Source organism: Micrococcus sp. PSi08 (assembly GCF_054960655.1).
Window position 1 is genome coordinate 1 of record NZ_JBHNYP010000011.1, and the last position, 22,500, is coordinate 22,500.

Consider the following 22,500-nt stretch of genomic DNA (forward strand, 5'->3'; position numbering starts at 1 on the left):
CCTGACCCCGGCCGGAGAAGACCTGCGCCAACGACCCCAGAAGATCACCGCGAGAGGGCCGGGGCACATGGTGCACCTGGACGTGAAGAAGATCGGGCGCATCCCCGAGGGGGGCGGCTGGCGTGCTCACGGCCGGGACTCCGAGAACGCGCGAGCAGCCAAGCGCGGGCCTGGCCGACGGGTCGGCTACACCTACCTGCACTCGGCGATCGACGGGTTCACCCGCCTGGCCTACACCGAGGCGTTGGAGGACGAGAAAGCGGTGACCACGATCGGGTTCTTCTGCCGGGCGCGGGCGTTCTTCGCCGCCCACGGGATCCGGATCGACAGGGTGATCACGGACAACGGCAACAACTACCGGGCCGTGGACTTCACCCGGAAGGTGGTCTCGCTCGGGGGCCGGCACCACCGGATCCGCCCCTACACCCCGCGCCATAACGGGAAGGTGGAGAGGTACAACCGGCTGATGGTGGACGAGGTCCTCTACGCCCGCCCGTACACCTCAGAGCAAGCTCGGCGTGAGGCCCTGGCGGTGTGGGTGAACCACTACAACTACCATCGGCCTCATACCTCCTGCGGAGACGCTCCTCCGGCCTCACTGGCCCCGGCCCGAGTCAACAACGTCATGCCCTCCTACACCTAGCGAGCAAGGCGAGCGGGCACGGGGCGGCCAGCCTGTTCTGATGGTCGTGGCGAGAAGGACATTGCTTTCTGCAGGGCTCGTGTGATTTTGGGACTGCTCAGTTGCCGGGGGCCTTGTCGGACCGCTGCTGCGGTGCGTCGTCGGGGAGTGGACCGTGCCAGGTCGAGGTAGGCCTCCGCCACGCCGTGCGGGTCATGCTGGGCCTTCATCGCAGCTCGCAGACTCCGGCGGGGGTCGTATGCGGCGTGAAGATCTGCCGCGATCTGAGAAGCATCGGGCCAGGAGCCCTCAGTGTGGCCGCCGAAGTTGGACGCCCACAGGGCCGGGAGCGTCTCCTCTGTCACCATCCCGTGGTACCCCCGGTAGTCGAAGCAGAGGACGTTCCTCCCCGCAGCGGTCGCCTCCATGGCGACCCTGGCGATGCCCACGACGACGTCCGCCCATTGGTAGACCTCTTGGGGATCGGAGACGGCAGTCTCCCGGCCGACCACGCGGAGCTCCAGACCTTCGACCGTGCAGACCTCTTTCAAAACGGGCAGGGCCCGACCCTGACGGTTCGAGACGAAGGCGATCCGCTGCGGAGTGGAGCTCAGTTCCCGCATCGGCCGGAAGTGCGCGAAGTCGATGGGGTTGCGGATCAAGGCTGCAGGGAACGGAATGCGCCTCGTGACCGCTTCGGACACCCCGACGTAGGCATCCGCACCGAGGACCGGGACTTCTTCGTAAGGGAGGACGCCATGGCTGGTGAAGACCCGCTTCCCGATCTCCGCGCTTCTCAATGCCTGCATGCTCGGCCAATGGTTGATGAGGGCCACGTCGTAGAAGAGTGAAGGGTCGAAAGGCGTGAGACCGCCATGCTCCCCATCCCCTGAATAAAGGTGAACCTCGTGGTTCGCGGACAAGGTGCGCTGCATCTGCCGTATCCATGCCTGGGTGCCGCCGTTGTAGCTCATGCCCGAGTTGGCCAACAGGATGCGCAAGGTCATACGAGGACTGTAGAGGAGGGGCTTTCCAAGCTGGGAGGGCTCCGCGGGCTCCCGCTTACACTCGGGGTCATGCACCTCCTCGTCACCGGCGGCGCCGGGTTCATCGGCTCGAACTTCGTCCACCACGTCGTCCGCGAGACCGGGCACGACGTCGTCGTCCTGGACAAGCTGACCTACGCCGGCAACCGGGAGAACCTCGCCGGCCTGCCCGAGGGTCGCGTCACTCTCGAGGTGGGGGACATCTGCGACGCGGCCCTGGTGGACCGCTTGGTCGCCGAGTCGGACGCCGTCGTGCACTACGCGGCGGAGTCCCACAATGACAATTCGCTGAACGATCCCTCCCCGTTCATCCAGACGAACATCGTCGGAACCTTCGTCCTCCTCGAAGCGGCCCGCAAGCACGGCAAGCGCTTCCACCACGTCTCCACGGACGAGGTCTACGGCGACCTCGAGCTCGACGACCCGGCGAAGTTCACCGAGACCACCCCGTACAACCCCTCCAGCCCGTACTCGGCCTCGAAGGCCGGCTCGGACCACCTGGTGCGCGCGTGGGTCCGCTCCTTCGGAGTGCAGGCCACGCTGAGCAACTGCTCCAACAACTACGGCCCGTACCAGCACATCGAGAAGTTCATCCCGCGCCAGATCACCAACCTGATCGACGGCGTCCGCCCCCGCCTCTACGGCCAGGGCGTCAACGTCCGGGATTGGATCCACACGGAGGACCACTCCTCGGCCGTGCTGCGGATCCTCGAGCGCGGCGAGATCGGCCGCACGTACCTGATCGGCTCGGACGGGGAGAGGAACAACAGGGAGATCGTGGAGATCCTCCTCGAGCTCTTCGACCGCCCCGCGGACGACTACGACCTCGTGGCCGACCGCCCGGGCCACGACCTGCGCTACGCGATCGACAACACCGCCCTGCGCACCGAGCTCGGCTGGGAGCCGCAGTTCACGGACATCCGCGCCGGTCTGGCGGACACGGTCCGCTGGTACCGCGAGAACGAGGCCTGGTGGCGTCCGGCCAAGGCCGCCGTCGAGGCCACCTACCGCGCCCAGGGCCAGTGAGGGGGCACCGCTGATGCGCATCACCGAGACCGCCATCCCCGGCCTGCTCGTCCTCGACCTCGACGTCCACGGGGACAACCGCGGCTGGTTCAAGGAGAACTGGCAGCGGGAGAAGATCCGCTCCCTCGCCGCCGAGCACCCCCGCTTGGCCTCGCTCGCCCCGGTGCAGAACAACATCTCCTTCAACGACGCCGTCGGCACCACCCGCGGCATCCACGCCGAACCCTGGGACAAGTACGTGGCCGTCGCCCACGGCCGGATCTTCGGCGCCTGGGTGGACCTGCGGGAAGGGCCGTCCTTCGGCGCCGTCGCCACCGTGGAGCTCGGCCCGGAGAAGGCCGTCTTCGTGCCGCGCGGGGTGGGCAACTCCTACCAGACGCTCGAGCCGGACACCGCCTACACCTACCTGGTGAATGACCACTGGTCCGCCGACGCGCAGGGCCAGTACACGTTCCTCAACCTCGCGGACCCGACGGCGGCCATCGCCTGGCCCATCCCGCTCGAGGACGCCGAGCTCTCGGACAAGGACCGCGCCCACCCGATGCTCGCGGACGTCACCCCCATGCCGCCCGCCCCGATCCTGGTGCTCGGTGCCGGCGGCCAGCTCGGCCGCGCCCTCGTGGCCCGCGCCGAGGCCGCGGGGATCCCGGTCGAGGCCCACGGCCGGGACACGTGGGACATGACCGATCCGGCCTCGTGGCCGCGGGAGCACTTCCGCGGCCTGCGCGCCGTGGTCAACGCGTCCGCCATGACCGAGGTGGACGCCGCCGAGACGCCCGAGGGCCGGGCCCAGGCCTGGGCCGTCAACGCGACCGCCGTCGCCGAGCTCGCCCGCCGCTGCACCGAGGCCGGCGTCCCCCTGGCGCACGTCTCCACGGACTACGTGTTCGACGGCACCCTCCCCGTGGGGCAGGAGCACCCGGTGGACCACCCGCCCGCGCCGCTGGGTGTCTACGGCCAGTCGAAGGCCGCCGGTGAGGCCGCGGTGCGCACCGTGCCGCGGCACTGGATCGTGCGCACCTCCTGGGTGATCGGGGAGGGGAAGAACTTCGTGGCCACGATGGCCTCTCTCGCCGAGCGCGGGATCGACCCGGCCGTCGTCGCCGACCAGCACGGCCGCCTCACCTTCGCCGACGACCTCGCCGACGCCCTGCTGCACCTGGTCACCACGGACGCGCCCACGGGCACGTTCCACATGACCAACAGCGGTGACGTGGTCACCTGGCACGACGTCGCCCGGTGGGTCTTCGAGGACACCGGCCACGACGCCGCGCGCGTCTCCGCCACGACCACCGCCGCGTACCTGGCCGGCAAGGAGGGCGTGGCCCCGCGGCCGACCAACAGCGCCCTCGACCTCGGGCCCCTGGCCGCCGTCGGCTACACCGCCCCGGATCAGCGCGAACGCCTGCGAGACCACCTGTCAGAAATGACGGGTGGCACACGCTGATACTCTTGCAGAAATCGCGTCTGCTCAGAGAAAATACATCTGGCATACATCGCCCCCCGAGAGGCCCCGTTATGAACGCTCACTCTGCTTCCACCACCGCGTCAGGCCCAAGTCGACGCGCCGTCGCCACCGGTCTGGCCTGGTCTGTCCCCGCCGTCGCCATGGTCTCGGCGGCACCGTCCTTCGCCGTCTCGCTGCGCAAGGATCCCGGCATCAACGGCTGGGTGCTGAACTCGCCGCATAATCGGGGCAATTGCCGCTATGATCTCGAAGTCAACTCGGCGCCGTCCAACCCGCGCCCCACTCCCGATGGCGCGCCCTGGGGGCTCTACCTCTACGACGTCTCCAAGGACGCCAGCTACAGCGACGCCAAGCTGGTCTACTGGGTGCGCGGCACTCATACTGCGACACGGAACCCGATCAGATGGCAGGCGGCCGCGGGGCATTCTTCGCTGTGGTCAGGCCCCGTGACGGGTGCTCCGCAGACGAAGGCCGACGGGTTCGTGTACACCCCCTACACCTGGACGTACACCGGCACCATTGACCCGGCGGACGTCCGTAGTGACGGGCGGCTGTACTTCGAGACCTTCCATGTGAAGGCCGTCGACTTCTCCATGTGGGAGAATAACCGTTGCCTGCCCCTGGACTTCTGGACGTACCGGGAGATCACTGTGGACCCGGACGGGCCCACCGGGCCGCAGCAGCCGATGACACTCAGCTTCGAACGCCGCAACGGGCCGAGCGGCCCCTACGTTCCCGGCGCTCAGGGGCGCATGGCGGTCACGCCGGACGCCGAAGCCACGGCAGATCTGCAGCAGCTGAGCAGCTGAACCGGGCCACCCGCCCCCGTCGTGCGGGTGGTGTCCTGTCGGGGTTGCCCAGGCGAGGGAGCGCGCGCTCAGTGATCGACGAGGCCGCCGCCAGCACTGGCCGGCGTGCACAGACGCAGTGGGGCCCCGCACCGGAAAGTGCGGGGCCCCAGCGCGTGGAGGGGACTGGCGTCAGCCCTTCTTCGCGCGTGCGGCCCGACGGGACTTCTTTCCGCCCTTGCCGGCCGTGCCGGTTCCCTGCAGGTACTTGTCATGTGACTTGTGGTACGTGCTCTCGTACCCGTAGCCATAGGAGTAGCCGCCGCCGCGCTGGGAGCGCGCGACGCCGTTCATGACGACGCCCAGCAGATGCGCGTCCACTGCGGCGAGATTCTCCACAGCCGCCTCCAGGTGGTCCTTGCGGGTCCGTCCCTGACGCACCACGAGCACCGTCCCGTCCACAGCGGCGGCCAGGAGGGAGCCGTCCGTGACGGGCAGCAGGGGAGGGGAGTCGACGATGACGAAGAAGTCCTCCGACGCCAGCTTCAAGAGGGCCCGCATGCGCTTCGAGCCCAGCAGCTCCGACGGGTTCGGGGGCGTCCGGCCGGCGGGGAGCAGCGTGAGGTTCGGGATGCCGGTGGCCGCGAGGGCGTCGTCCGGCTGCACCTCACCCGCCAGCACCTCGGACAGGCCCACGTCGCCCGCCACCTGGAAGAGGTCGTGCTGCCGGGGCCGCCGCAGGTCGGCGTCCACCACGAGCACCCGTTCGCCGGCCAGGGCCAGGGCGCGGGCCAGGTTCGACGCGACCGTCGACTTGCCCTCGGAGGGGTCCGCGCTCGTGAACGAGACGACGCGCGGCGGCTCGTCGACGGAGACGAACTTGAGGTTGGTGCGCAGCGCCCGGATGGCCTCGCCGGCCCGGGGGTCGAGGTCCACGGCCTCCTCGCCCGTGCGGGTCAGGGACGCGTTCTCCGGAACGGCTCCGATCACGCCGGCGCCGGTGATCTCCTTCACGTCGGCGCGGCTGCGCACCTTCACGTCCAGGAGGCGGCGGAGCACGGCGATGGCGAGTCCCGCGCCCAGTCCGGCCACCGCGCCCAAGAGGACGTTGCGCCGGGTGTCAGGGCTCACGGGGGCAGAGGGCACGCGGGCGTCGGACAGCGGCACGACCTCCAGCGGGCTGTTCTTGTCCACGTCCGCCGCCACGTCCGCCGTCGCCTGCAGTGCACTGTTCGCCAGCTGCGCGGCGGTCTCGGGATCCGTCGAGGTGGCGGTCACCTTGATCATGCTGGACTCGGGGACGAGCACCGCGGAGAGCGAGCCGTCGCCGTCCTGCCCCGTGTCCTGTGCCACGCGTTCACGCACGGCCTCGCTGTTGATCAGGGCGACGTAGGCCTGAGCCCGGCTCTCGGCGGGCAGGTTGCTGGTGATGAGGCTCTGATCTGCAGCCCGGGCGGCGAGGAACCCCTGAGATTCGGATGCGTAGATCCGGGGCTGCAGTGCGGAGTAGCCCCAACCCAACAGACCCCCCACGAGGGCTGCTGCCAGGAGCAGCAGGAGGTTGGCGCGCAGGAGGCGGAAGAAGTCGACGATCGTCACGGGGCACCTCGGGGGTCATGGACGGGGATGCACGGGCCGTTGTGGCCAGGAAACGCACAGGTCCACGGTACCAACACCCACCGTGCGCTCTGAGGCCCCGAGGACGAGGCCCGCCACCGCGCTACGCTGAGCCGAGTATTGCCCGGCGTCCACGAAAGGTTCCGCACCATGCGCCCGAGCACGCCCCGTGACCGGACGGCTGCCCGCGCCATGGGGGCCGTCGCGCCACCCGAGGCCCGGCCTGCCAGGCGTCACGCCTCACTCGGCCTCGTCCCGGACGGTCAGGCCGCGTGGACCCGCTCCCCGTGGAACCCCTTGGTCACGCCGGCCTCACCGCGGCTGTTCGAGGCCGTGCTGGCCATCGGCCTGGTGATGGACGCGTTCACCGCTCCCGGCCTGCCGATCCCGTTCGCGGAGTTCTCCGCCATCCTTCTGCTGCTCCTCGCCTCATTCCGGCAGCCCCGCCGGGACCTGTCCCACTACGGCGTGCTGGCCCTCGTCGCACTGGCCCTGGTGGCGTATCTCGTCGCGGTGACCGTGCACAACGACCTCGACCCCACGCGTCGCGCCACGAGGATCACGCTCCTGATCCTGCTGATCTACGCCATCGCCAGCGAGAGGATCGACATCAAGGGCGTCCTCTACGGGATGACGGCCGGCGCACTGATCAACGTGCCCCTCTTCTACGCGGGCCTGGCCCCGGACACCTACGGCGGCTACCTCACCGGGTTCCTGGGGGACAAGAACGTCTCCGGCCTCTTCTACGCGCTCCTGCCCGTGCTGCTCGTGGCCACCATGCAGCGCATGGGCCCCAAGCTCCTCGTGCTGGGCGCCGGCTCCGCCCTGACGTTCCTCACCGGCTCGCGGACCTCGATGGCCGGTCTGCTCTGCGCCGTCGTGTGGATCCTCGTGAGCCCCTACCTGGGGCGGGTCCTGCGTATCGCACTGGGGGTCGTCATGGGTTGGTTCGTCAGCTGGGCCGAGGAGAACCTGGCCGACCTCGGCATCTTCGGAGACCGCACGGGCACGGACTGGTTCCGGGCCGAGATCCAGCAGGCGTCCGCGGAGAAGGTCGCGGACACGTCCTTCTTCGGCCAGGGCCTCTCCACGGCCTTCGTGGAGCTGGACAACGTGACCATGTTCTTCCACAACTCCTATCTGGGGCTGCTGGTGGAGGGCGGCTGGCCGTTCCTGATCGTGGTGGTGGGCGCCTACCTGTGGCTGTGCCTGCGGCCCTTCGCCCGGACGCACCGATCGCCGTCGCGGGTGGCCGTCGAGGCCGCCGCCCTCATCATCCTGGTGACCTCCCTCCAGCTGGGTGAGGTGTTCATCACGATCTTCGGTGCCGTCGTCCTCGGCTGCGGTCTGCTGCTGAGTGCCCAGGAGAATGAGGAATCCCAGGGCGCGCCCGCGAAGGACCGGGCCCACCGCCGCAAGCTGGACCGCATCATCGAGCGGTCCCGGCGAGCGGGCCGCTGAGCGCGACGAGCATCACCGGTGCTATCCTGTCCAGGTTGCCCAGGCGAGGGAGCGCGCGCTCCGTGATCGACGAGGCCGCCGCCGCGCGTCAGCGTGCTGACCCGCTGCGGCACTGAAGCCCCCTCCTGGCCGCATCCCGCGCCGCCCCCGGCTGCGCGGCCGAGACCCCCACAGGAGGACGCATCATGTCTGACCAGCTCAAGATCAAGGTCACCCGCCGCACCGACTTCGGCAAGGGTGCCGCCCGCCAGGCCCGCCGCGCCGGCCTGATCCCCGCCGTCGTCTACGGCCACGGCCAGGAGCCCGTGCACCTGCTGCTGCCGGCCCAGGAGACCACCCTGGCCGTCCGCAACCCCAACGCCCTGCTCACCGTCGTGAACGAGGCCGGCGAGGAGCACCTGGTCCTGCCCAAGGACATCCAGCGCCACGCCATCAAGGACACCGTGGAGCACCTGGACCTCATCGAGGTCCGCCGCGGCGAGAAGGTCATCGTCGAGGTCACCGTGCATGTCGAGGGCGAGGTCGCCCCCGGCAACGAGTACGTGCTGGACTACGTCACCGTGCCGGTCGAGGCCGAGGCCACCGACCTGCCCGAGGCCGTCACCATCTCCATCGAGGGCCGCGAGGCCGGCGACCACGTGTACGCCACGGACGTGCAGGTCCCCGCCGGCACCACCCTGCAGCTCGAGGACGACATCGTCATCGCCACCGTCTCGGAGGTCGTCGAGCAGGACCTCGGCGACGAGTCCGTGCAGGAGGAGCAGGCCGCCGAGTCCGCCGAGGGCGAGTCCGAGGGCTCCGAGGACTGATCACGCCATGACGACGGGGACCACGCTCATCGTCGGGCTCGGCAATCCCGGGCCCGAGTACGAGCGCACCCGTCACAACGTCGGCCAGATGGTGGCGGATGAGCTCGCCTCCCGCATGGGGGTCGGGTTCACCCGCCACCGGGCCGGCGCCGTGGTGGCCACGGGTCGCCTCGGCATCGGGGGACCGCGCGTCGTGCTCGCGAAGTCCACCGGCTACATGAACGTCTCTGGACGCCCCGTCTCCGCGCTGGCGTCCTTCTACGGGATCGGCCCCGAGGACCTCGTGGTGGTCCATGACGAGCTGGACATCCCGTTCGACACCCTGCGTCTCAAGCGCGGCGGGGGAGAGGGCGGCCACAACGGCCTGAAGTCCATCACCGCCTCGCTCGGCACGAAGGACTACGCCCGCGTGCGCGTCGGCATCGGCCGACCCCCGGGCCGCATGGACGTGGCCGACTTCGTGCTGCGCCCCTTCACCAAGCCCGAGCAGGACGTCCTGCCGCTGCACGTGGACCGCGCGGCGGACGCCGTCGAGAAGCTCGTCACGGACGGGCTCGAGCCCGCCCAGCAGGCGTTCCACTGACCTCCCGCCCCGCGACATCCTCGACGGGGACGCAGCCCCACGCTCAGGGGGTCGGGGTCACGGCACGGGCCAGGGCATCCGCGATGGTCTCCAGGGCGGGATCCATGATCCGGATCATCTCCGCGTACCCCTCCACCGGCCCGCGGAACGGGTCCACGACGTCGAGGGGCTGGGCGGTCGACCGCGCGAGGGCCCGGTGGCGGGCCGCCTCCGCCGCGAACGCACGCACTCCTCGGCCCGCGGGGATCCAGTCCCGCCCGTCCCGCTGGTCCATCGCGCGGACCAGCGCCGCGAGTTCCAGCACGGTGAACACCCGCGCGACGGCCTGCGGCACTTCTTGGAGTGCGAAGCGCATGTGCTCCTGAGCCGCGGCCAACACCAGATCCGCCTCCGCCACCATGAACGGCTGCAACGCGGCGGGACGGTGGCCTTCCAGCCCGGTGACGCCGGCCTCGGCGCCGAGCCGCACGAGCGGCGGCGGCACCGTCAGGGCCTGGTTCGGCTGGGAGCCGGCGCTGCCGACCTCCACCCGGCCGGGGGCCAGAGCCGTCAGCCGGCCCTGCAGGGCCCGGCTCGCATAGGCCGAGCGGCACACGTTGCCGGTGCACACGATGAGCACGGCGTCCGGCGAGGGAAGGGCCCGGCGCCCCCGCCGGGCAGGCGGAGCCGAGCTCGACAGCGCCGGGCGACGGGAGAACGAGATCAACCGCGCGCGGCTCCGCCGTCACGCTCGAGCCACGAGGACAGCGCCCGGGCCTGACGATTGACGACCTTGCCGACCATCGGCTCGGCCTTCGCCGCGAGCTTCGAGCCCACCAGCGGGATCCGGCAGACGAGGGTGCCGTCCACGGAGAACTGGGAGCCCTCACCGGCGGCGGTCAGGCGGAGGGAGCCGTCCGCCGTCGCCTTGGCGGAGGGAACGGTGATGGTGGTGGTGCCGGCGCGGGAGCCGTCCGCGGCGGGCGCGTCCCAGCGCTCCACCTGCTCCACCTGGAGGGCGGAGCCGATGAGCTTGCGGGCCATGTCCGGGACCCGGTCCGGGATACGGTCCGCGGGCAGGGAGCGCACGGCGGTGACGGTCATCGCGCCCTCCGGGGAGCCCTCCACGGAGAACGAGACCAGGGAGCCGCCGAAGGACTCGACCACGGAACGGTGGAAGTCCTCGGACGCCAGGGCGGCTGCCACGGCCGCCGGCGGGTGCGGGATGGACTGCTGAGCGGAAAAGGCCACGGTGTCTCCTCGGGGTCAAGTCGGGCCGCGCCCGGCGGGCCGTGAGAGGCCGGCACCGGTTCGCCGACGGCGATGGGCGTCCATCCCTCACCTTATATGCTGGCCTCCGCGACCCGGGTCCCGTGCACGGCGCCGGGACCGGCCGCGCGACCCCTCGTGAACCCCCTGGAAGGTGTGTCCGCCATGTCGGCACTCTGGGCCGTGGCCCTCATCATGCTCCTGAGCGGGACGGCGAAGCTCCGTTCCGGCGAGGACGTGCAGGCCACGTTCACCCGGCTCAGGGTGCCCCGCCCGTTCGCGGCCCCCGCCCTGGCGCGCGCGTTCCCCTGGCTCGAGCTGCTGCTCGCCGCCGCCCTCCTGCAGCCCTTCACCCTGCTGCGTCCCGTCGTCGGCCTGGTGGCCGTGGCCCTCTTCGCCGCCTTCCTCGCGCTCGTGGTCCGGGCCCAGGACGACGGCGTCTCGTGCGGCTGCTTCGGCGAGGCCTCGGCCGCCCCGATCTCCCGCACCACCGTGGTCCGCAACGTCGTCTTCCTGGCCCTCGCCGTCCTGGCCCTGGCCGAGGGGATCGTCTCGCCGGTGGTGCACGGCGCGGGCCTGGCCTGGCAGCCGCTCACCGCCTTCGGCGCCGGGGCGTGGGCGTGGGCTCTGTTCGTGTCCGTGCTGCTCGCGACCGCCGCGTTCCTGGCCGGGCGCGAGTCCGTCCCGGCCGCGCCCGACGCCGCCCCGGCCGCGCCCGACGCCGCCCCGGCGACGCCCGAGGCTGAGGCCGCCGTCGACCCGGCCGACGGTGCCGAGCCCGAACGCCGCCCGTTCCCGGACGCCGTCGTGGTCGCGGACGGCGAGTACACCGGTCTGCACCGGCTGGTCCAGGACGGAGCCGTGGTGGCTCTGCGCCTGTCCACAGGGTGCGGCTCCTGCGCGCGGGTGATCGAGCGGCTGGACGAGTTCAAGGACGCACTCGGGCCGGTCCGGCTGCGGGTCCTCATGCCCCAGCGCGCCCCCGGCGCCGACGGGGCGATCCGCAGTGGCGCCGTCGACGCGTCGCTCGTGCTGGCCGACCCGGCCGGCGCCGCCTCGCAGGCCATCGGCCTGCATTCGTTCCCCACCGCCGTGCTGCTCGGCACGGACCGGCTGACCGCCGGCGGCCCGGTGGGCGGCGCCGACGACGTGCTCGCCTTCCTCGAGGAGATCCGGGAGATCATGACCACCGAACTGCCCGCCGCCATGGACGGCTCCACCGCCACCCCGGAGGCCCGCGCATGACCGCCCCCGTCCTTGCCCCGCTGCTGCCCCGTCTCCGCGCCGAGCGTGCGTTCGAGGCGGCCGCCGCCTCCGCGTCCCGCCCGCTCGAGGCCCGGGGTGTCGAGCTGGAGATCGGGCTGCCCGACGGCGCCCGCGCGCCCCTGCTGACCGTCCTCGCCGAGGCGCTGGCCGAGGGCCACGGCGAACGCGCCGCCGTCCTCGTCGTGACCGCGACCACCCGCGAGGCCGAGGACCTCGTGACCGACCTGGCCGCCTGGGCCCCGGCCGGCACGGCCGCGCTGTTCCCGTCCTGGGAGACGCTGCCGCACGAGCGCCTGTCCCCGCGCTCGGACACCGTGGGCGCGCGCCTGGCCGTGCTGCGCCGCCTCGCCCACCCGGAGGAGCACGCGGAGGGCCCGCTGCGCGTCGTCGTCGCCCCCGTGCGCGCCGTGCTGCAGCCCCTCGTGGCCGGACTCGGCGAGCTGAGCCCCGTGACCCTGCGGACGGGGGAGGAGCGGGACTTCGACGGCGTGGTGGCCGCGCTCGCGGACGCCGCCTACTCCCGCGTGGACATGGTCAGCCGGCGCGGCGAGTTCGCCGTGCGCGGCGGGCTGATCGACGTGTTCCCGCCCACCGAGGACTACCCCGTGCGCATCGAGTTCTTCGGGGACGAGGTGGAGCAGATGCGCTGGTTCTCCGTGGCGGACCAGCGCTCCCTCGAGGACACCACGGAGGACGGCTCGGGCCACCCCTCCGAGCTGTACGCACCCCCGTGCCGCGAGCTGCTGATCACGGACCACGTGCGCCGGCGCGCGAAGGAGCTGATCCCGGCCATGCCCGCCGCCGCGGACATGCTGGACCGGATTGCCGAGGGCGTGGCCGTGGAGGGCATGGAGTCCCTCTCCCCGCTGCTGGCCGAGGCCATGACGTCGCTGCCCCGCATGCTGCCCACCGGCTCGCTGACCGTCCTCGTGGAGCCCGAGCGCCTGCGCGGCCGCGCCGACGACCTGCTGGCCACCAACGAGGAGTTCCTCCAGGCCGCGTGGGCCGGCGCCGCGCAGGGCGCGGTCGCCCCGGTGGACGTGGCCGGGGCGGACCAGTCCGCCGCGGGCGGCTTCCTCACGGTGGCCGAACTCCGCGCGGCCGCGCTCGAGCAGGACCAGGGGTTCTGGTCCGTCACCGCGCTGGTCTCGGACGCCGAGCTGCTGCCCGACGCCGCCACCCTGCGCGCCACCCTCGGCGTCCCGCAGACCTTCTCGGGCGACATCGAGGCCATGGTCGCGCACACCCGCGTCCGGCTCGCGGAAGGGTGGCATGCCGTGGTCCTCACCGACGGCCCCGGCTCCGCCCGACGTCTCGCCGAGCTCACCACGGAGGCCGGCCTCACGGCCTCCGTGGTGGACGGGCCCCTGCCCGCGGACCTCGCCCCGGGGCGGGTCTCCATCGCGACGGCGCCCGTCGGCTCCGGCTTCACGATCCCGGACGCGCAGATCGCCCTGATCACGGAGCACGACCTCTTCGGCCGGCACCGCACCGCTGGCACGCGCGCCCCCGGGGCACGGCTGGCCCGGAAGCGGCGCAACGCCGTCGACCCGCTGACCCTGCAGCCCGGCGACCACGTGGTGCACTCCCAGCACGGCATCGCCCGCTTCGTGGAGCTGCAGCGCCGCAAGGTCACCGGCGGTCCGCGCACCGCCCCCGGCGCCGAGGAGTCCTACCGCGAGTACCTCGTGCTCGAGTACGCGCCCTCGAAGCGCGGTGCCCCCGGCGACCGGCTGTTCGTGCCCACCGACCAGCTCGACCTGATCTCCACCTACGTGGGAGGGGAGACGCCGTCGCTGTCCAAGATGGGCGGCTCGGACTGGGCGCAGACCAAGTCCAAGGCCAAGCGCGCCACCCGCGAGATCGCCGGCGAGCTCATCCGCCTGTACTCGGCCCGCATGGCCTCGCGCGGCCACGCGTTCGCCCCGGACACCCCGTGGCAGGGCGAGCTGGAGGAGGCGTTCCCGTTCATCGAGACGCCGGACCAGCTGACCACCATCGAGGACGTCAAGAAGGACATGGAGGCGGCCGTCCCCATGGACCGCCTCGTCTCCGGTGACGTCGGCTTCGGCAAGACCGAGGTGGCCGTGCGCGCCGCGTTCAAGGCGGTGCAGGACGGCAAGCAGGTGGCCGTCCTCGTCCCGACGACGCTGCTCGCCCGCCAGCACCACCAGACGTTCTCCGACCGGTTCGCTGGCTTCCCCGTCAAGGTGGCCGCGCTCTCCCGGTTCCAGACCGCCAAGGAGTCCAAGGAGGTCGTCGAGGGGCTCGCCCACGGCGAGGTGGACGTGGTGATCGGCACCCACCGGCTGCTCTCCGACCAGGTGCAGTTCAAGGACCTGGGCCTGGTGATCGTGGACGAGGAGCAGCGCTTCGGCGTCGAGCACAAGGAGGCGCTGAAGAAGATGCGCACCAACGTGGACGTGCTCGCCATGTCCGCCACGCCCATCCCGCGCACCCTCGAGATGTCCCTCACCGGCATCCGCGAGACCTCCACGCTGGCCACCGCCCCGGAGGAGCGCCACCCCGTGCTCACCTCGGTGGGCCCGTACTCGGACCAGCAGGTCACCGCGGCCATCCGCCGCGAGCTGATGCGTGAGGGCCAGGTGTTCTACGTGCACAACCGCGTCACCACCATCGACAAGGTGGCCAAGCGCATCGCCGAGCTGGTGCCGGAGGCCCGGATCGCCGTCGCCCACGGCAAGATGAGCGAGGCCCGGCTCGAGCAGATCATGGTGGACTTCTGGGAGCGGAAGTTCGACGTGCTCGTCTCCACCACGATCATCGAGACCGGCCTGGACATCGCCAACGCCAACACCCTGATCGTGGAGGACGCCCACCGCTACGGCCTCTCCCAGCTGCACCAGCTGCGCGGCCGCGTGGGCCGTGGCCGCGAGCGGGCGTACGCGTACTTCCTGTACGACCCGCAGAAGCCCCTCGGCGAGGTGGCCCTCGAACGCCTCAAGGCCGTGGCCACCCACAACGAGCTCGGCGCGGGCATGCAGCTGGCCATGAAGGACCTCGAGATCCGCGGCGCCGGCAACCTGCTCGGCGGGGAGCAGTCCGGCCACATCGCCGGCGTGGGCTTCGACCTCTACCTGCGGATGGTGGGCGAGGCCGTGGCCGACTTCAAGGGCGAGGAGGACACCGCGCCCGCCGAGGTGAAGGTGGAGCTGCCGGTCAACGCCCACCTGCCGCACGACTACGTGCCGGGGGAGCGGCTGCGCCTGGAGATGTACCGCAACCTCGCCCAGGCCGCGGACGACGCCGCCGTGGACGCCGTGGTGGAGGAGCTCAAGGACCGCTACGGCCCGCTGCCGGAGCCGGTGGAGGCGCTCGTCGCCGTCGCCCGGTTCCGCAACCGGGCGCGGGCCGCGGGCGTCACCGAGGTGATGCTGCTGGGCCAGAACGTGAAGTTCGGCCCCGCCGCGGACCTGCCGGAGTCCCGTCAGATGCGCCTGACCCGCATGTACAAGGGCGCCCAGGTCAAGCCGGCCCTGAACGGCGTCCTCATCCCGCGGCCCAAGACCAAGCCGGTCATGGGTCAGGACCTCGTGGACGTCCCGCTGCTCGAGTGGGCGCAGCAGGTGGTCGACGCGATCTTCGCGCCGGAGGGCTGAGCCGGGTCAGGCCGTCTGCACGCGGACGAGGACGCCGTGCACCTCGAGCATCTCGAGGAAGGCGTGGACGTCGGCCGCGACGTCGGCGGGGGCGAGGCCGAACGCCTCCGCCACCTGGACCGTGACCTCCGTCGTCGACAGCGGCGCCGGCGGATCCGCGACCAGGTCGTCCTCCGGGGTGCGGCCTCCCACGAGGACGTCCCAGATCACGTCGCCCGAGGCGCTCAGCAGCAGCGGCTGACCGGCCTCGAGCGTCATGACGGCGGTCTGGCCGCCGGCGGTGCGGGCCCACGCGATGTCGGGGGCGAGCGCCCAGCCCTCGGTGGTCTCACCGGTCACGGCGCACCGCCTTCGTCCAGGCCCAGCCGGCGAGTGCGCCGAGCCGGGCGCGCTGCTCGCGCCACAGGTCTGCGCGGGTGACGGGTCGGCCCAGGCGCATCTGCAGATGGGGGCGGTTCACCGGGATCGTGCGGGCCACGAGGGCGGCCCGCTCCCGCACCGTGGCGGCCGACCGCCACCGGGTGCGGAACAGCTCAAGACCGCTCTGGCTCTCGTGCAGCGCCGCGAAGAGGGTCAGCTGCCGGGTGTCGACGCCGTCGGCGGCCTCGCCCGTGGCGACGTGCCAGGCCGCACCCGCGTCCAGCCGGTGGGCTTCCTCGCGCAGGGCGGCCCAGCTCTCGGCGGGGAGGGACTCCCGGATGTGCCGGACGTCGAGGCCACCGCGGAACGGGTCGCGGGCCGCGTGGACGATCACGACGAGCCGCTGATGGCGCGGGCTCGGCACCGGGACAGACCGGCCGGCGATCACGAGGTGGATGTGCTCGCTCCACAGGGCGTCGAAGGCCGCCTCGGGGGACGCGCCGAGGCCGGGGAAGAGCCGATGCACGTCCACGTACCCCAGCTGGTCATGCCAGAGCGTGGCCGCGTGCTGGAAGATCGACCCCTGAGAGAAGGTGGCGACCGGTTCCCAGCCGTGGGAGCCCAGGAGTGCGATGACGGCGTCGGCATCGGCCGGAGGGACCAGCAGGTCCACGTCCGAACTGCGGCGGTGGTCGGGGTAGACGCCGGGCTCGGTGGCGTAGCCCTTGAGGTGCAGGGCGCGGATGTCGGCCCGGCCCAGCAGGTGCGCGATGCGGGCGTGGGCGAGGCGGACGCGGATCTCGAGGTCCAGGGACGGCGGGGCGGCCGGTCGCTGTCCCGTCGCACGTTCCCCCATGGCCGCGAGCTTAGCCGACCGAAAGGAGGGCCCCTCATCCACACGGACGCACAGGGATGCTGGCGACGAGCTGGGCGACCCGTCTACACTGTCTTTGAGACCTCCACAGCCGATTCTCATGAATCGTGTCGCGGGGCTCTGTCCACTCGCGTGACCCGTGACCCCGTTCGGGCGCGAAAGCCACACCTCGACTCGAAACGAGTGAAGCCATGCAGAAGAACACCTCCACCCTCTCCCGTCGCAAGGTGACCGCCGGCATCGCCTGGACGGTTCCGGCCGTCGCCGCCGTCGCCGCCGCCCCGTTCGCCGCGGCCTCCCCGACCGGCTGTGCCGACGTGACCACGGGCACCGCCGTGAAGCACCAGGGCGGCGGCCAGTCCGATGGCATCAAGCAGGCCTACGGCTTCACCATCACCATCACCAACACGTCGCCCACCCCCGTGTACGTCAACCCGGGCACGGTGACCGTGGTGTTCGGCGGTCATACCACCCGAAACGGTGAGGCGCGTCTCTACACCGACAGCCCGTGCGAGGGAGGCAGGCGACTGGCCGCCATGGACCCCGAGCTGCTCCTGCAGCCGGGCGAGTCCAAGACCTACTACTACCTGGTGAACAAGACCGGCAACTCGGCCAACGAGTCCGGCTGCGTCAAGGGCAAGCTGCAGCTGGCCCTGCCGACGAGCGCTCCTGAGGGCGCGGATCTCTGCAACGACGGTGTCGTCGAGTTCAGCAACTGCTTCGAGACCACCCCGCCCTCGGTGAAGTGCTGATCTTCTGAGCACCGCCACGAAGGGCCCCGCCTCCTCAGAGGCGGGGCCCTTCTGCATCCCCGGGCCCGTGCCGTCGATGCGACGACCTGGCCCTGCGGCCGGGCGCCGTCAGCGTGGCGACGCGTCACCCGCGGTCCCGGCCGCGGCCTCGGCGGCGTCCCGGGGCGCCTGGTAGTAGACGTCGTAGCTGCCGCCGTCCGCGCCGTAGCCCCCGCCGTAGTAGTCCGAGCCCACACCGGAGGCCGGGGTGCCGTTGAGCACGACGCCGAGCACCCGGGCGTTGACGCCCGCGAGCATGTCCCGGGCCACCTCGAGGTGCTCCTTGCGGGTCTTGCCGTGGCGGATCACCAGGACGGTGCCGTCCACCGCCGCGGCGAGCAGGGTCGAGTCCGTGACGGGCAGCACGGGCGGGGCGTCCACGAGCACCATGTGCGTCTCGGCGAGGGCGGTGAGCAGGTCCTTCATCCGCTCGGAGCCGAGCTGTTCGGACGGGTTCGGGGGAGTGCGGCCGGCAGGCAGGAGGAGCAGCCCGTCCTCGCCCACGGGGATCAGCACGTCCTGGAGGGCGACGTCCCCGTTGAGGACCTCGGACAGGCCCACGCGGCCGTCGACGCCGAACTGCAGGGCCTGGCGGGGGCGACGCAGATCGGCGTCGATGAGGATCACCGGCTGGCCGGCGGCCGCCACGGTCAGGGCCAGGTTGCCGATCACCGTCGACTTGCCCTCGCCGGGGTTGGAGCTGGTGAACGCGATGGTGCGGGGCGGATCGTCCACCGCAGCGAACCGCAGGTTGGTCCGCAGCTGACGCACCGCCTCCGACGCGCGGGGGGAGAGGGGCGCCATCGGCGCCGTGCGTTCCGCCTTCATGCTGGGGTCCAGGGGGATGGCGCCGAGCAGGCCCGCCCCGCCCGCCACCTGGGCGTCCGTCGTCGTCCGCACGTTGACGTCCAGCAGCCGCCGCAGGAGCGCGACGATCAGGCCGAGGACGAGGCCTGCGCCCAGGCCGTACAGCAGGTGGCGGACGCGGTCCGGGCTCGAGGGCGTGGCCGGCACGAGGGCGTCCTCCATGGCCGTGACCTTGACGTTGGACGTCGGATCGAGCTCGTTCGCCACGTCGGCGGTCGCCACGAGCGCCCCGTTGGCCAGCGCGGCGGCCTGCTGCGCATCGGGGGCCACGGCGGACACCGTGATGAGGTTCGAGTTCGGCACCAGGGCGGCGCTCATGGTCGCGCCGGCGGTGTCCAAGCCCTCGGCCGCGATCCGCTCGCGGACCGTGCGGCTGTTGATCAGCGGGATGTAGGACTGGGCGCGGGTCTGGGCGGTCTCGGTGCCGGAGATGCTCGCCTCCCCCTCCACCGTGACGAACGCGGTCGAGGTGGCGGTGTACAGCGTGGGCTGCAGCAGCGAGTACACGAGGCCCGCCGCCAGGCCCAGGGCGGCGCACCCCAGGATCACCAGGCGGTTCGCACGCAGCACACGAAGGAAATCAATGATGTTCATGGGATCCCAGGATCGAAGGGCAGCGACTCAGCTCACTCTAACAAGCGGGACAGCCCGTTCTGCCGCACTCGTCTACGCTGGGCGTGGGGCGGAGACGCGCCCCGGCAGGGCGACGGAGGAGCGGTCATGACGGTGGGGCACGACGCGCACGGACCGCGGCACTCCGACCCCCGCTACGTGGCCCTGCAGACGGAACGGGAGAAGCACGCCCGCGCCGCCGCCCGCGGCACGTCCGTGTGGTCGGCCGACCAGGACGCCGCCGTCCCGCGCGAGCCCCTGCGCATCCCCGAACTGCTGCTCGGGGCCCTGCTGGCCATGGAGGCGTTCAGCGTCCCCCTCGGCCCCGTGGCGCTCCCGCTGAACGAGGCGGGCATGCTCCTGCTGCTGGCCCTGGCGCTGTGCCGACGGTCCCGCCGCGATGTCTCCGCCCTCGGGCTGACCGCCGTGCTCGCCGCCGCCGTGCTGCTGTTCCTCGCGATCGTCTCCGTGTCCCAGGGCATTCCGGACCTGGAATGGCTGCGCCGGTGGGTGCGGATGGCGGCCCTCGTCGGGCTCGTCGGCTGCATCGCCGGCGGCCGGCTCAGCCTGCGCTCGCTCGCCGTCGGGCTCGGCGCCGCCATGGCCCTGAACGTGCCCCTCTTCTACGCCGGCCTCGTCCCCGCGCCCTACGGCAGTTTCCTGACCGGCATCCTCGCGGACAAGAACGTGGCGGGCCTCTACTACGCGGCCATGCCGGTCCTGGCGCTCGCCCTCGTGCGGGCGCGGCGGTGGAAGCTGATCCTGCTCGTCGCCGCCGCGGTGTGCGTCGTCCTCACGGGCTCCCGCACCTCCATGGCGGGCTTCGCCTGCGCCGTCCTGTGGCTCTGGCTGACGCCGCGGATGGGGGCGGGTCTGCGCCTGGTCCTGCTGGCGGTCCTCGCCTGGGCGGTCGCGTTCGCCGAGGAGAACCTGGCCCGCATCGCCTTCTTCGCGGACCGCACCGGCACGGACTGGCTGCGCTCGAACATCCAGGCCGAGACGGCTGTGCGCGTCGCGGAGACGCCGTGGTACGGCCGGGGCCTCACCACGGCGTACGTGGACTTCGGCGGCGCCACGTGGCACTACCACAACTCCTACGCGGGCCTCTACACCGAGGGCGGCGTCGTGCTCCTCCTCGCCGTCCTCGGCGCGTACGCGTTCTTCGGGCTGCGCCTGTTCAGCGCCCGGCTGCGCACCCCCTCGCGCGTGGCGGTGGAGGCGGCGGCCGTCGTCGTGTTCGTCTCCGCGACGCAGCTGGGCGAGGTGTTCATCACGATCCCCAGCATGCTCGTCGTCGCCGCCGGCGTGACCCTCTGGCTCGACGAGCGGGACGCCCCGCTCGAGAGCGAGGTGCTCGAGCGGCGCCGTCGTCGGGTGCTGGCCGCGGCGCGCCAGGGGCAGCACGCCCCGTCCTCCGGCGGGCACGCCGTCCCCGATCTCTGACGCCGGCCGGTCAGGCGCCCGTCGGCTCCTCCTCCACGAGGTCCCCGTCGAGGGCCCGGGCGATCTCCCACGCCAGCAGCTCGACGATCGGCTGCGCGGTCTGCGCCATCGCGGCGTAGCCCTCGGCGGGGCCGCGGAACGGGTCCGGCAGATCCGCGTCCGGTCGCTCCCCGTGGGCGATCAGGCGGGAGCGCAGCTCCGCCAGGGCCGTCACGAGCGCGGTGACGCCGGCGCCCGGAGGGACCGCCGCGGCGAGCTCCTCGCCGTGGTCGCGCAGGAGGGTGCCCATGCCGAGGATCGTGAAGGTCCGGCGCACCGCCGCGGGGTCCTCGCGCAGCACCTCGTCCAGGTGGTCGTCCGTCGCGGTCAGGACGAGGTCCTGGCCCGCCAGCGAACGCCCGGTCAGCTGCTGCGGCCGATGCTGCGTCAACGCCGCGCGGACTCGGCGGCTCGGCGCGAGGTCGAGCAGCGGGCCGGGGACGGTCAGCGCCTGGTTCGGCTCCGTGCCCGCGCTCGTGACCTCCGCGCGGCCCCGGTCGCCCAGCAGGGCGTTGAGCTGCGCCTGCAGCGCGTACTCCACGTAGGCGGAGCGGCAGATGTTGCCCGTGCACACGACGAGGACGCGGGCGCTCGGCAGGGGCCCGGGGGCACGGTCGGCCGGCGTCGCATGCTGCCGCGGCGCGGCGGGGTCGGCCGGGTGGGGGCGGAATGCCGGGCCGAGCCGGAACTCGGCGAGGCGATCCTCCCGCGCCGTGGAGGCCGCCGGGGCGTCGGCGTCGCCGCCGTCACCCGCCGGGTGGCCGCCGTCGCGGGCCCGCACCTCGGGCTCCTCCGGCGTCGGCGGCAGGAACGGATTGCGGATCGGGGGGCGATGATCCCTGCTCATGGGTGTGTCCTCTCCGAGGCGGTCGTGACGCGCGGCAGCGCGGACGTGACGGGGTGCGGGGGCTCCACGTGTCGCAGGCGGTGCACCGGGTGCCAGCGGCGGCGCGCCCCCGTGAACGGCTTGGACAGGGGGGTGGCGAGCAGGGCGAGGCCTGCCAGCCAGCTGAGGGCGAGCGCGAGGGCGAACTTGGCGGCGTTGTCCTCCACGCCGTGGCGCGTGACCCACATCAGCACCCAGCCGTGCAGCAGCACCACCACCGTGCCCGTCCGGACCAGGGCGGTGATGGCGCGGCGCAGGGCTTGACCCGTCCCGGTGCGTCGGGCGAAGGAGCGCAGCAGTCTCTCCACCGTGGAACCGAACACGAGCACCATCCCCGCGGACATCAGGACGCCCACGACGGGGGTGAGCACCGGCGTACCGAAACCGCCGAACTTGATGTTGGGCGCCTCCAGGCCCAGCCGGACCGCGACCATCCCGAGCAGCACCAGGCCGACGCCGATGAGCGTCCGGTGGCGCCGCACGTGCGGCTGGACGCGGCGACGGAACGTTTCGCCGCTGAGGACGAACAGCAGGCAGGGCAGGGCCAGCCCGACGCCCAGCGGCGTGCGGGCGATCGCGGAGTCCGGCACGAGGTGGGCCCACGCCAGCCCGGCCAGGCCCACTGCCCAGGCGACGGCGGACGGGAAGCGCTCGAGGAATCGGCGCAGCACCGTGGTGAAGAACAGGACGGAGATGAACCAGAACGCCCACCACGGGGGCTCCTGGTCCGCGCCCCCGTACCAGCCGGTGATCATCAGGCGCCGCAGGAGGTCGGGGTCGTCGGCGAACCACGCGAACGCGGCCACGGACATGAGCGCCGCCCACACCAGGTACGGCACCATCAGGCTCCGGAAGCGGCCCCGCACGTCCTTGGCCCAGGGGCGGCCGCGCGTCCAGAAGTAGCCGGTGAGGAAGAAGAACAGCGGCATCCGCCAGATCTCCAGGTACCGGCTGAAGGTGAGGTCCGTCAGGTACGCGTGACCCAGCACCACCGCCGCGATGGAGACAAGCCGAAGGGCGTCCACCCCCGTGTTGCGGGTGGACGCCCTTCGGCGCGCGGCGGCCGGACGACCG

20 protein-coding genes are annotated in these 22,500 nt (G+C 72.2%); 11 read left to right on the plus strand and 9 right to left on the minus strand.

What is annotated here, in order from left to right; all coding sequences use genetic code 11:
* Positions 1-643 (plus strand): integrase core domain-containing protein (locus ACFI33_RS05100; protein ID WP_462623790.1); only part of this gene is annotated, 643 nt, incomplete at its 5' end.
* On the opposite strand, the gene ACFI33_RS05105 is transcribed toward ACFI33_RS05100, so the two are convergent.
* Positions 640-1,629, minus strand: a complete 990-nt coding sequence (locus ACFI33_RS05105; protein ID WP_462623791.1) for a glycosyltransferase family protein — start codon at positions 1,627-1,629, stop codon at positions 640-642. The two genes, ACFI33_RS05100 and ACFI33_RS05105, sit on opposite strands and share 4 nt — an antisense overlap.
* A gap of 69 nt (positions 1,630-1,698) precedes the next feature.
* Between ACFI33_RS05105 and rfbB the strand changes: the two genes are divergently transcribed.
* From rfbB to ACFI33_RS05120, 3 genes are all read left to right on the plus strand, one after another.
* Positions 1,699-2,694: a dTDP-glucose 4,6-dehydratase gene (rfbB, locus tag ACFI33_RS05110; RefSeq protein WP_440315558.1), complete on the plus strand. Its 996-nt coding sequence runs from the start codon at positions 1,699-1,701 to the stop codon at positions 2,692-2,694.
* Positions 2,695-2,707: 13 nt separating this feature from the next.
* A complete protein-coding gene (locus ACFI33_RS05115; protein ID WP_440315559.1) occupies positions 2,708-4,141 on the plus strand; it encodes a sugar nucleotide-binding protein in 1,434 nt (477 codons plus the stop codon).
* A gap of 71 nt (positions 4,142-4,212) precedes the next feature.
* The gene (locus ACFI33_RS05120; protein WP_440315560.1) at positions 4,213-4,971 is read left to right on the plus strand and encodes a hypothetical protein; all 759 of its coding nucleotides are present in this window, start codon (positions 4,213-4,215) and stop codon (positions 4,969-4,971) included.
* Positions 4,972-5,142: 171 nt separating this feature from the next.
* Here the strand turns inward: ACFI33_RS05120 and ACFI33_RS05125 are convergent, their stop codons facing one another.
* Positions 5,143-6,549 carry a tyrosine-protein kinase domain-containing protein gene (locus ACFI33_RS05125; RefSeq protein WP_440315561.1) on the minus strand — a complete coding sequence of 469 codons (1,407 nt, stop codon included), beginning with the start codon at positions 6,547-6,549 and terminating at the stop codon, positions 5,143-5,145.
* Positions 6,550-6,717: 168 nt separating this feature from the next.
* Here ACFI33_RS05125 and ACFI33_RS05130 point away from each other — a divergent pair, with 168 nt between their 5' ends.
* The 3 genes from ACFI33_RS05130 (at position 6,718) to pth (ending at position 9,420) form a co-directional block, all read left to right on the plus strand.
* Positions 6,718-8,028 carry an O-antigen ligase family protein gene (locus tag ACFI33_RS05130; protein ID WP_440315562.1) on the plus strand — a complete coding sequence of 437 codons (1,311 nt, stop codon included), beginning with the start codon at positions 6,718-6,720 and terminating at the stop codon, positions 8,026-8,028.
* Between the two features lie 185 nt (positions 8,029-8,213).
* On the plus strand, positions 8,214-8,837 hold the full coding sequence (locus ACFI33_RS05135) for a 50S ribosomal protein L25/general stress protein Ctc (RefSeq protein ID WP_440315563.1): 624 nt from the start codon (positions 8,214-8,216) through the stop codon (positions 8,835-8,837).
* 7 nt (positions 8,838-8,844) lie between these two features.
* Complete coding sequence (gene pth, locus ACFI33_RS05140; RefSeq protein WP_010079281.1) at positions 8,845-9,420, plus strand: aminoacyl-tRNA hydrolase; 576 nt, start codon at positions 8,845-8,847, stop codon at positions 9,418-9,420.
* A 43-nt stretch (positions 9,421-9,463) separates the two neighbouring features.
* Here the strand turns inward: pth and ACFI33_RS05145 are convergent, their stop codons facing one another.
* Together ACFI33_RS05145 and ACFI33_RS05150 are read right to left on the minus strand one after the other, a co-directional pair.
* A complete protein-coding gene (locus ACFI33_RS05145) occupies positions 9,464-10,039 on the minus strand; it encodes an arsenate-mycothiol transferase ArsC (protein WP_462623792.1) in 576 nt (191 codons plus the stop codon).
* Between the two features lie 83 nt (positions 10,040-10,122).
* Positions 10,123-10,650: a DUF2505 domain-containing protein gene (locus tag ACFI33_RS05150; protein ID WP_044659725.1), complete on the minus strand. Its 528-nt coding sequence runs from the start codon at positions 10,648-10,650 to the stop codon at positions 10,123-10,125.
* 183 nt (positions 10,651-10,833) lie between these two features.
* Here ACFI33_RS05150 and ACFI33_RS05155 point away from each other — a divergent pair, with 183 nt between their 5' ends.
* Together ACFI33_RS05155 and mfd are read left to right on the plus strand one after the other, a co-directional pair.
* Positions 10,834-11,913: a MauE/DoxX family redox-associated membrane protein gene (locus ACFI33_RS05155; RefSeq protein ID WP_462623793.1), complete on the plus strand. Its 1,080-nt coding sequence runs from the start codon at positions 10,834-10,836 to the stop codon at positions 11,911-11,913.
* Positions 11,910-15,554: a transcription-repair coupling factor gene (gene mfd, locus ACFI33_RS05160; RefSeq protein WP_462623794.1), complete on the plus strand. Its 3,645-nt coding sequence runs from the start codon at positions 11,910-11,912 to the stop codon at positions 15,552-15,554. Before ACFI33_RS05155 ends, mfd begins: the two co-directional genes overlap by 4 nt.
* Positions 15,555-15,560: 6 nt before the next feature.
* On the opposite strand, the gene ACFI33_RS05165 is transcribed toward mfd, so the two are convergent.
* Positions 15,561-15,893 (minus strand): PqqD family protein, encoded by a 333-nt coding sequence (locus ACFI33_RS05165; RefSeq protein ID WP_462623795.1) that lies wholly within the window; start codon positions 15,891-15,893, stop codon positions 15,561-15,563.
* Positions 15,883-16,770: a nucleotidyltransferase family protein gene (locus ACFI33_RS05170; protein WP_462623796.1), complete on the minus strand. Its 888-nt coding sequence runs from the start codon at positions 16,768-16,770 to the stop codon at positions 15,883-15,885. Before ACFI33_RS05170 ends, ACFI33_RS05165 begins: the two co-directional genes overlap by 11 nt.
* A gap of 209 nt (positions 16,771-16,979) precedes the next feature.
* Here ACFI33_RS05170 and ACFI33_RS05175 point away from each other — a divergent pair, with 209 nt between their 5' ends.
* Entirely contained in the window at positions 16,980-17,540 is a 561-nt protein-coding gene (locus tag ACFI33_RS05175) for a hypothetical protein (protein WP_127435219.1), read from the plus strand.
* 108 nt (positions 17,541-17,648) lie between these two features.
* On the opposite strand, the gene ACFI33_RS05180 is transcribed toward ACFI33_RS05175, so the two are convergent.
* A complete protein-coding gene (locus tag ACFI33_RS05180) occupies positions 17,649-19,040 on the minus strand; it encodes a tyrosine-protein kinase domain-containing protein (protein ID WP_127435220.1) in 1,392 nt (463 codons plus the stop codon).
* A 126-nt stretch (positions 19,041-19,166) separates the two neighbouring features.
* On the opposite strand from ACFI33_RS05180, the gene ACFI33_RS05185 reads away from it, so the two are divergent.
* Entirely contained in the window at positions 19,167-20,501 is a 1,335-nt protein-coding gene (locus tag ACFI33_RS05185) for an O-antigen ligase family protein (RefSeq protein WP_127435221.1), read from the plus strand.
* Between the two features lie 10 nt (positions 20,502-20,511).
* Here the strand turns inward: ACFI33_RS05185 and ACFI33_RS05190 are convergent, their stop codons facing one another.
* Together ACFI33_RS05190 and ACFI33_RS05195 are read right to left on the minus strand one after the other, a co-directional pair.
* Positions 20,512-21,387 carry an arsenate-mycothiol transferase ArsC gene (locus ACFI33_RS05190; RefSeq protein ID WP_336630236.1) on the minus strand — a complete coding sequence of 292 codons (876 nt, stop codon included), beginning with the start codon at positions 21,385-21,387 and terminating at the stop codon, positions 20,512-20,514.
* Positions 21,384-22,451 carry an acyltransferase family protein gene (locus tag ACFI33_RS05195; protein WP_127435584.1) on the minus strand — a complete coding sequence of 356 codons (1,068 nt, stop codon included), beginning with the start codon at positions 22,449-22,451 and terminating at the stop codon, positions 21,384-21,386. The genes ACFI33_RS05190 and ACFI33_RS05195 overlap by 4 nt, the downstream gene beginning before the upstream one ends.
* Positions 22,452-22,500 lie beyond the last annotated feature (49 nt).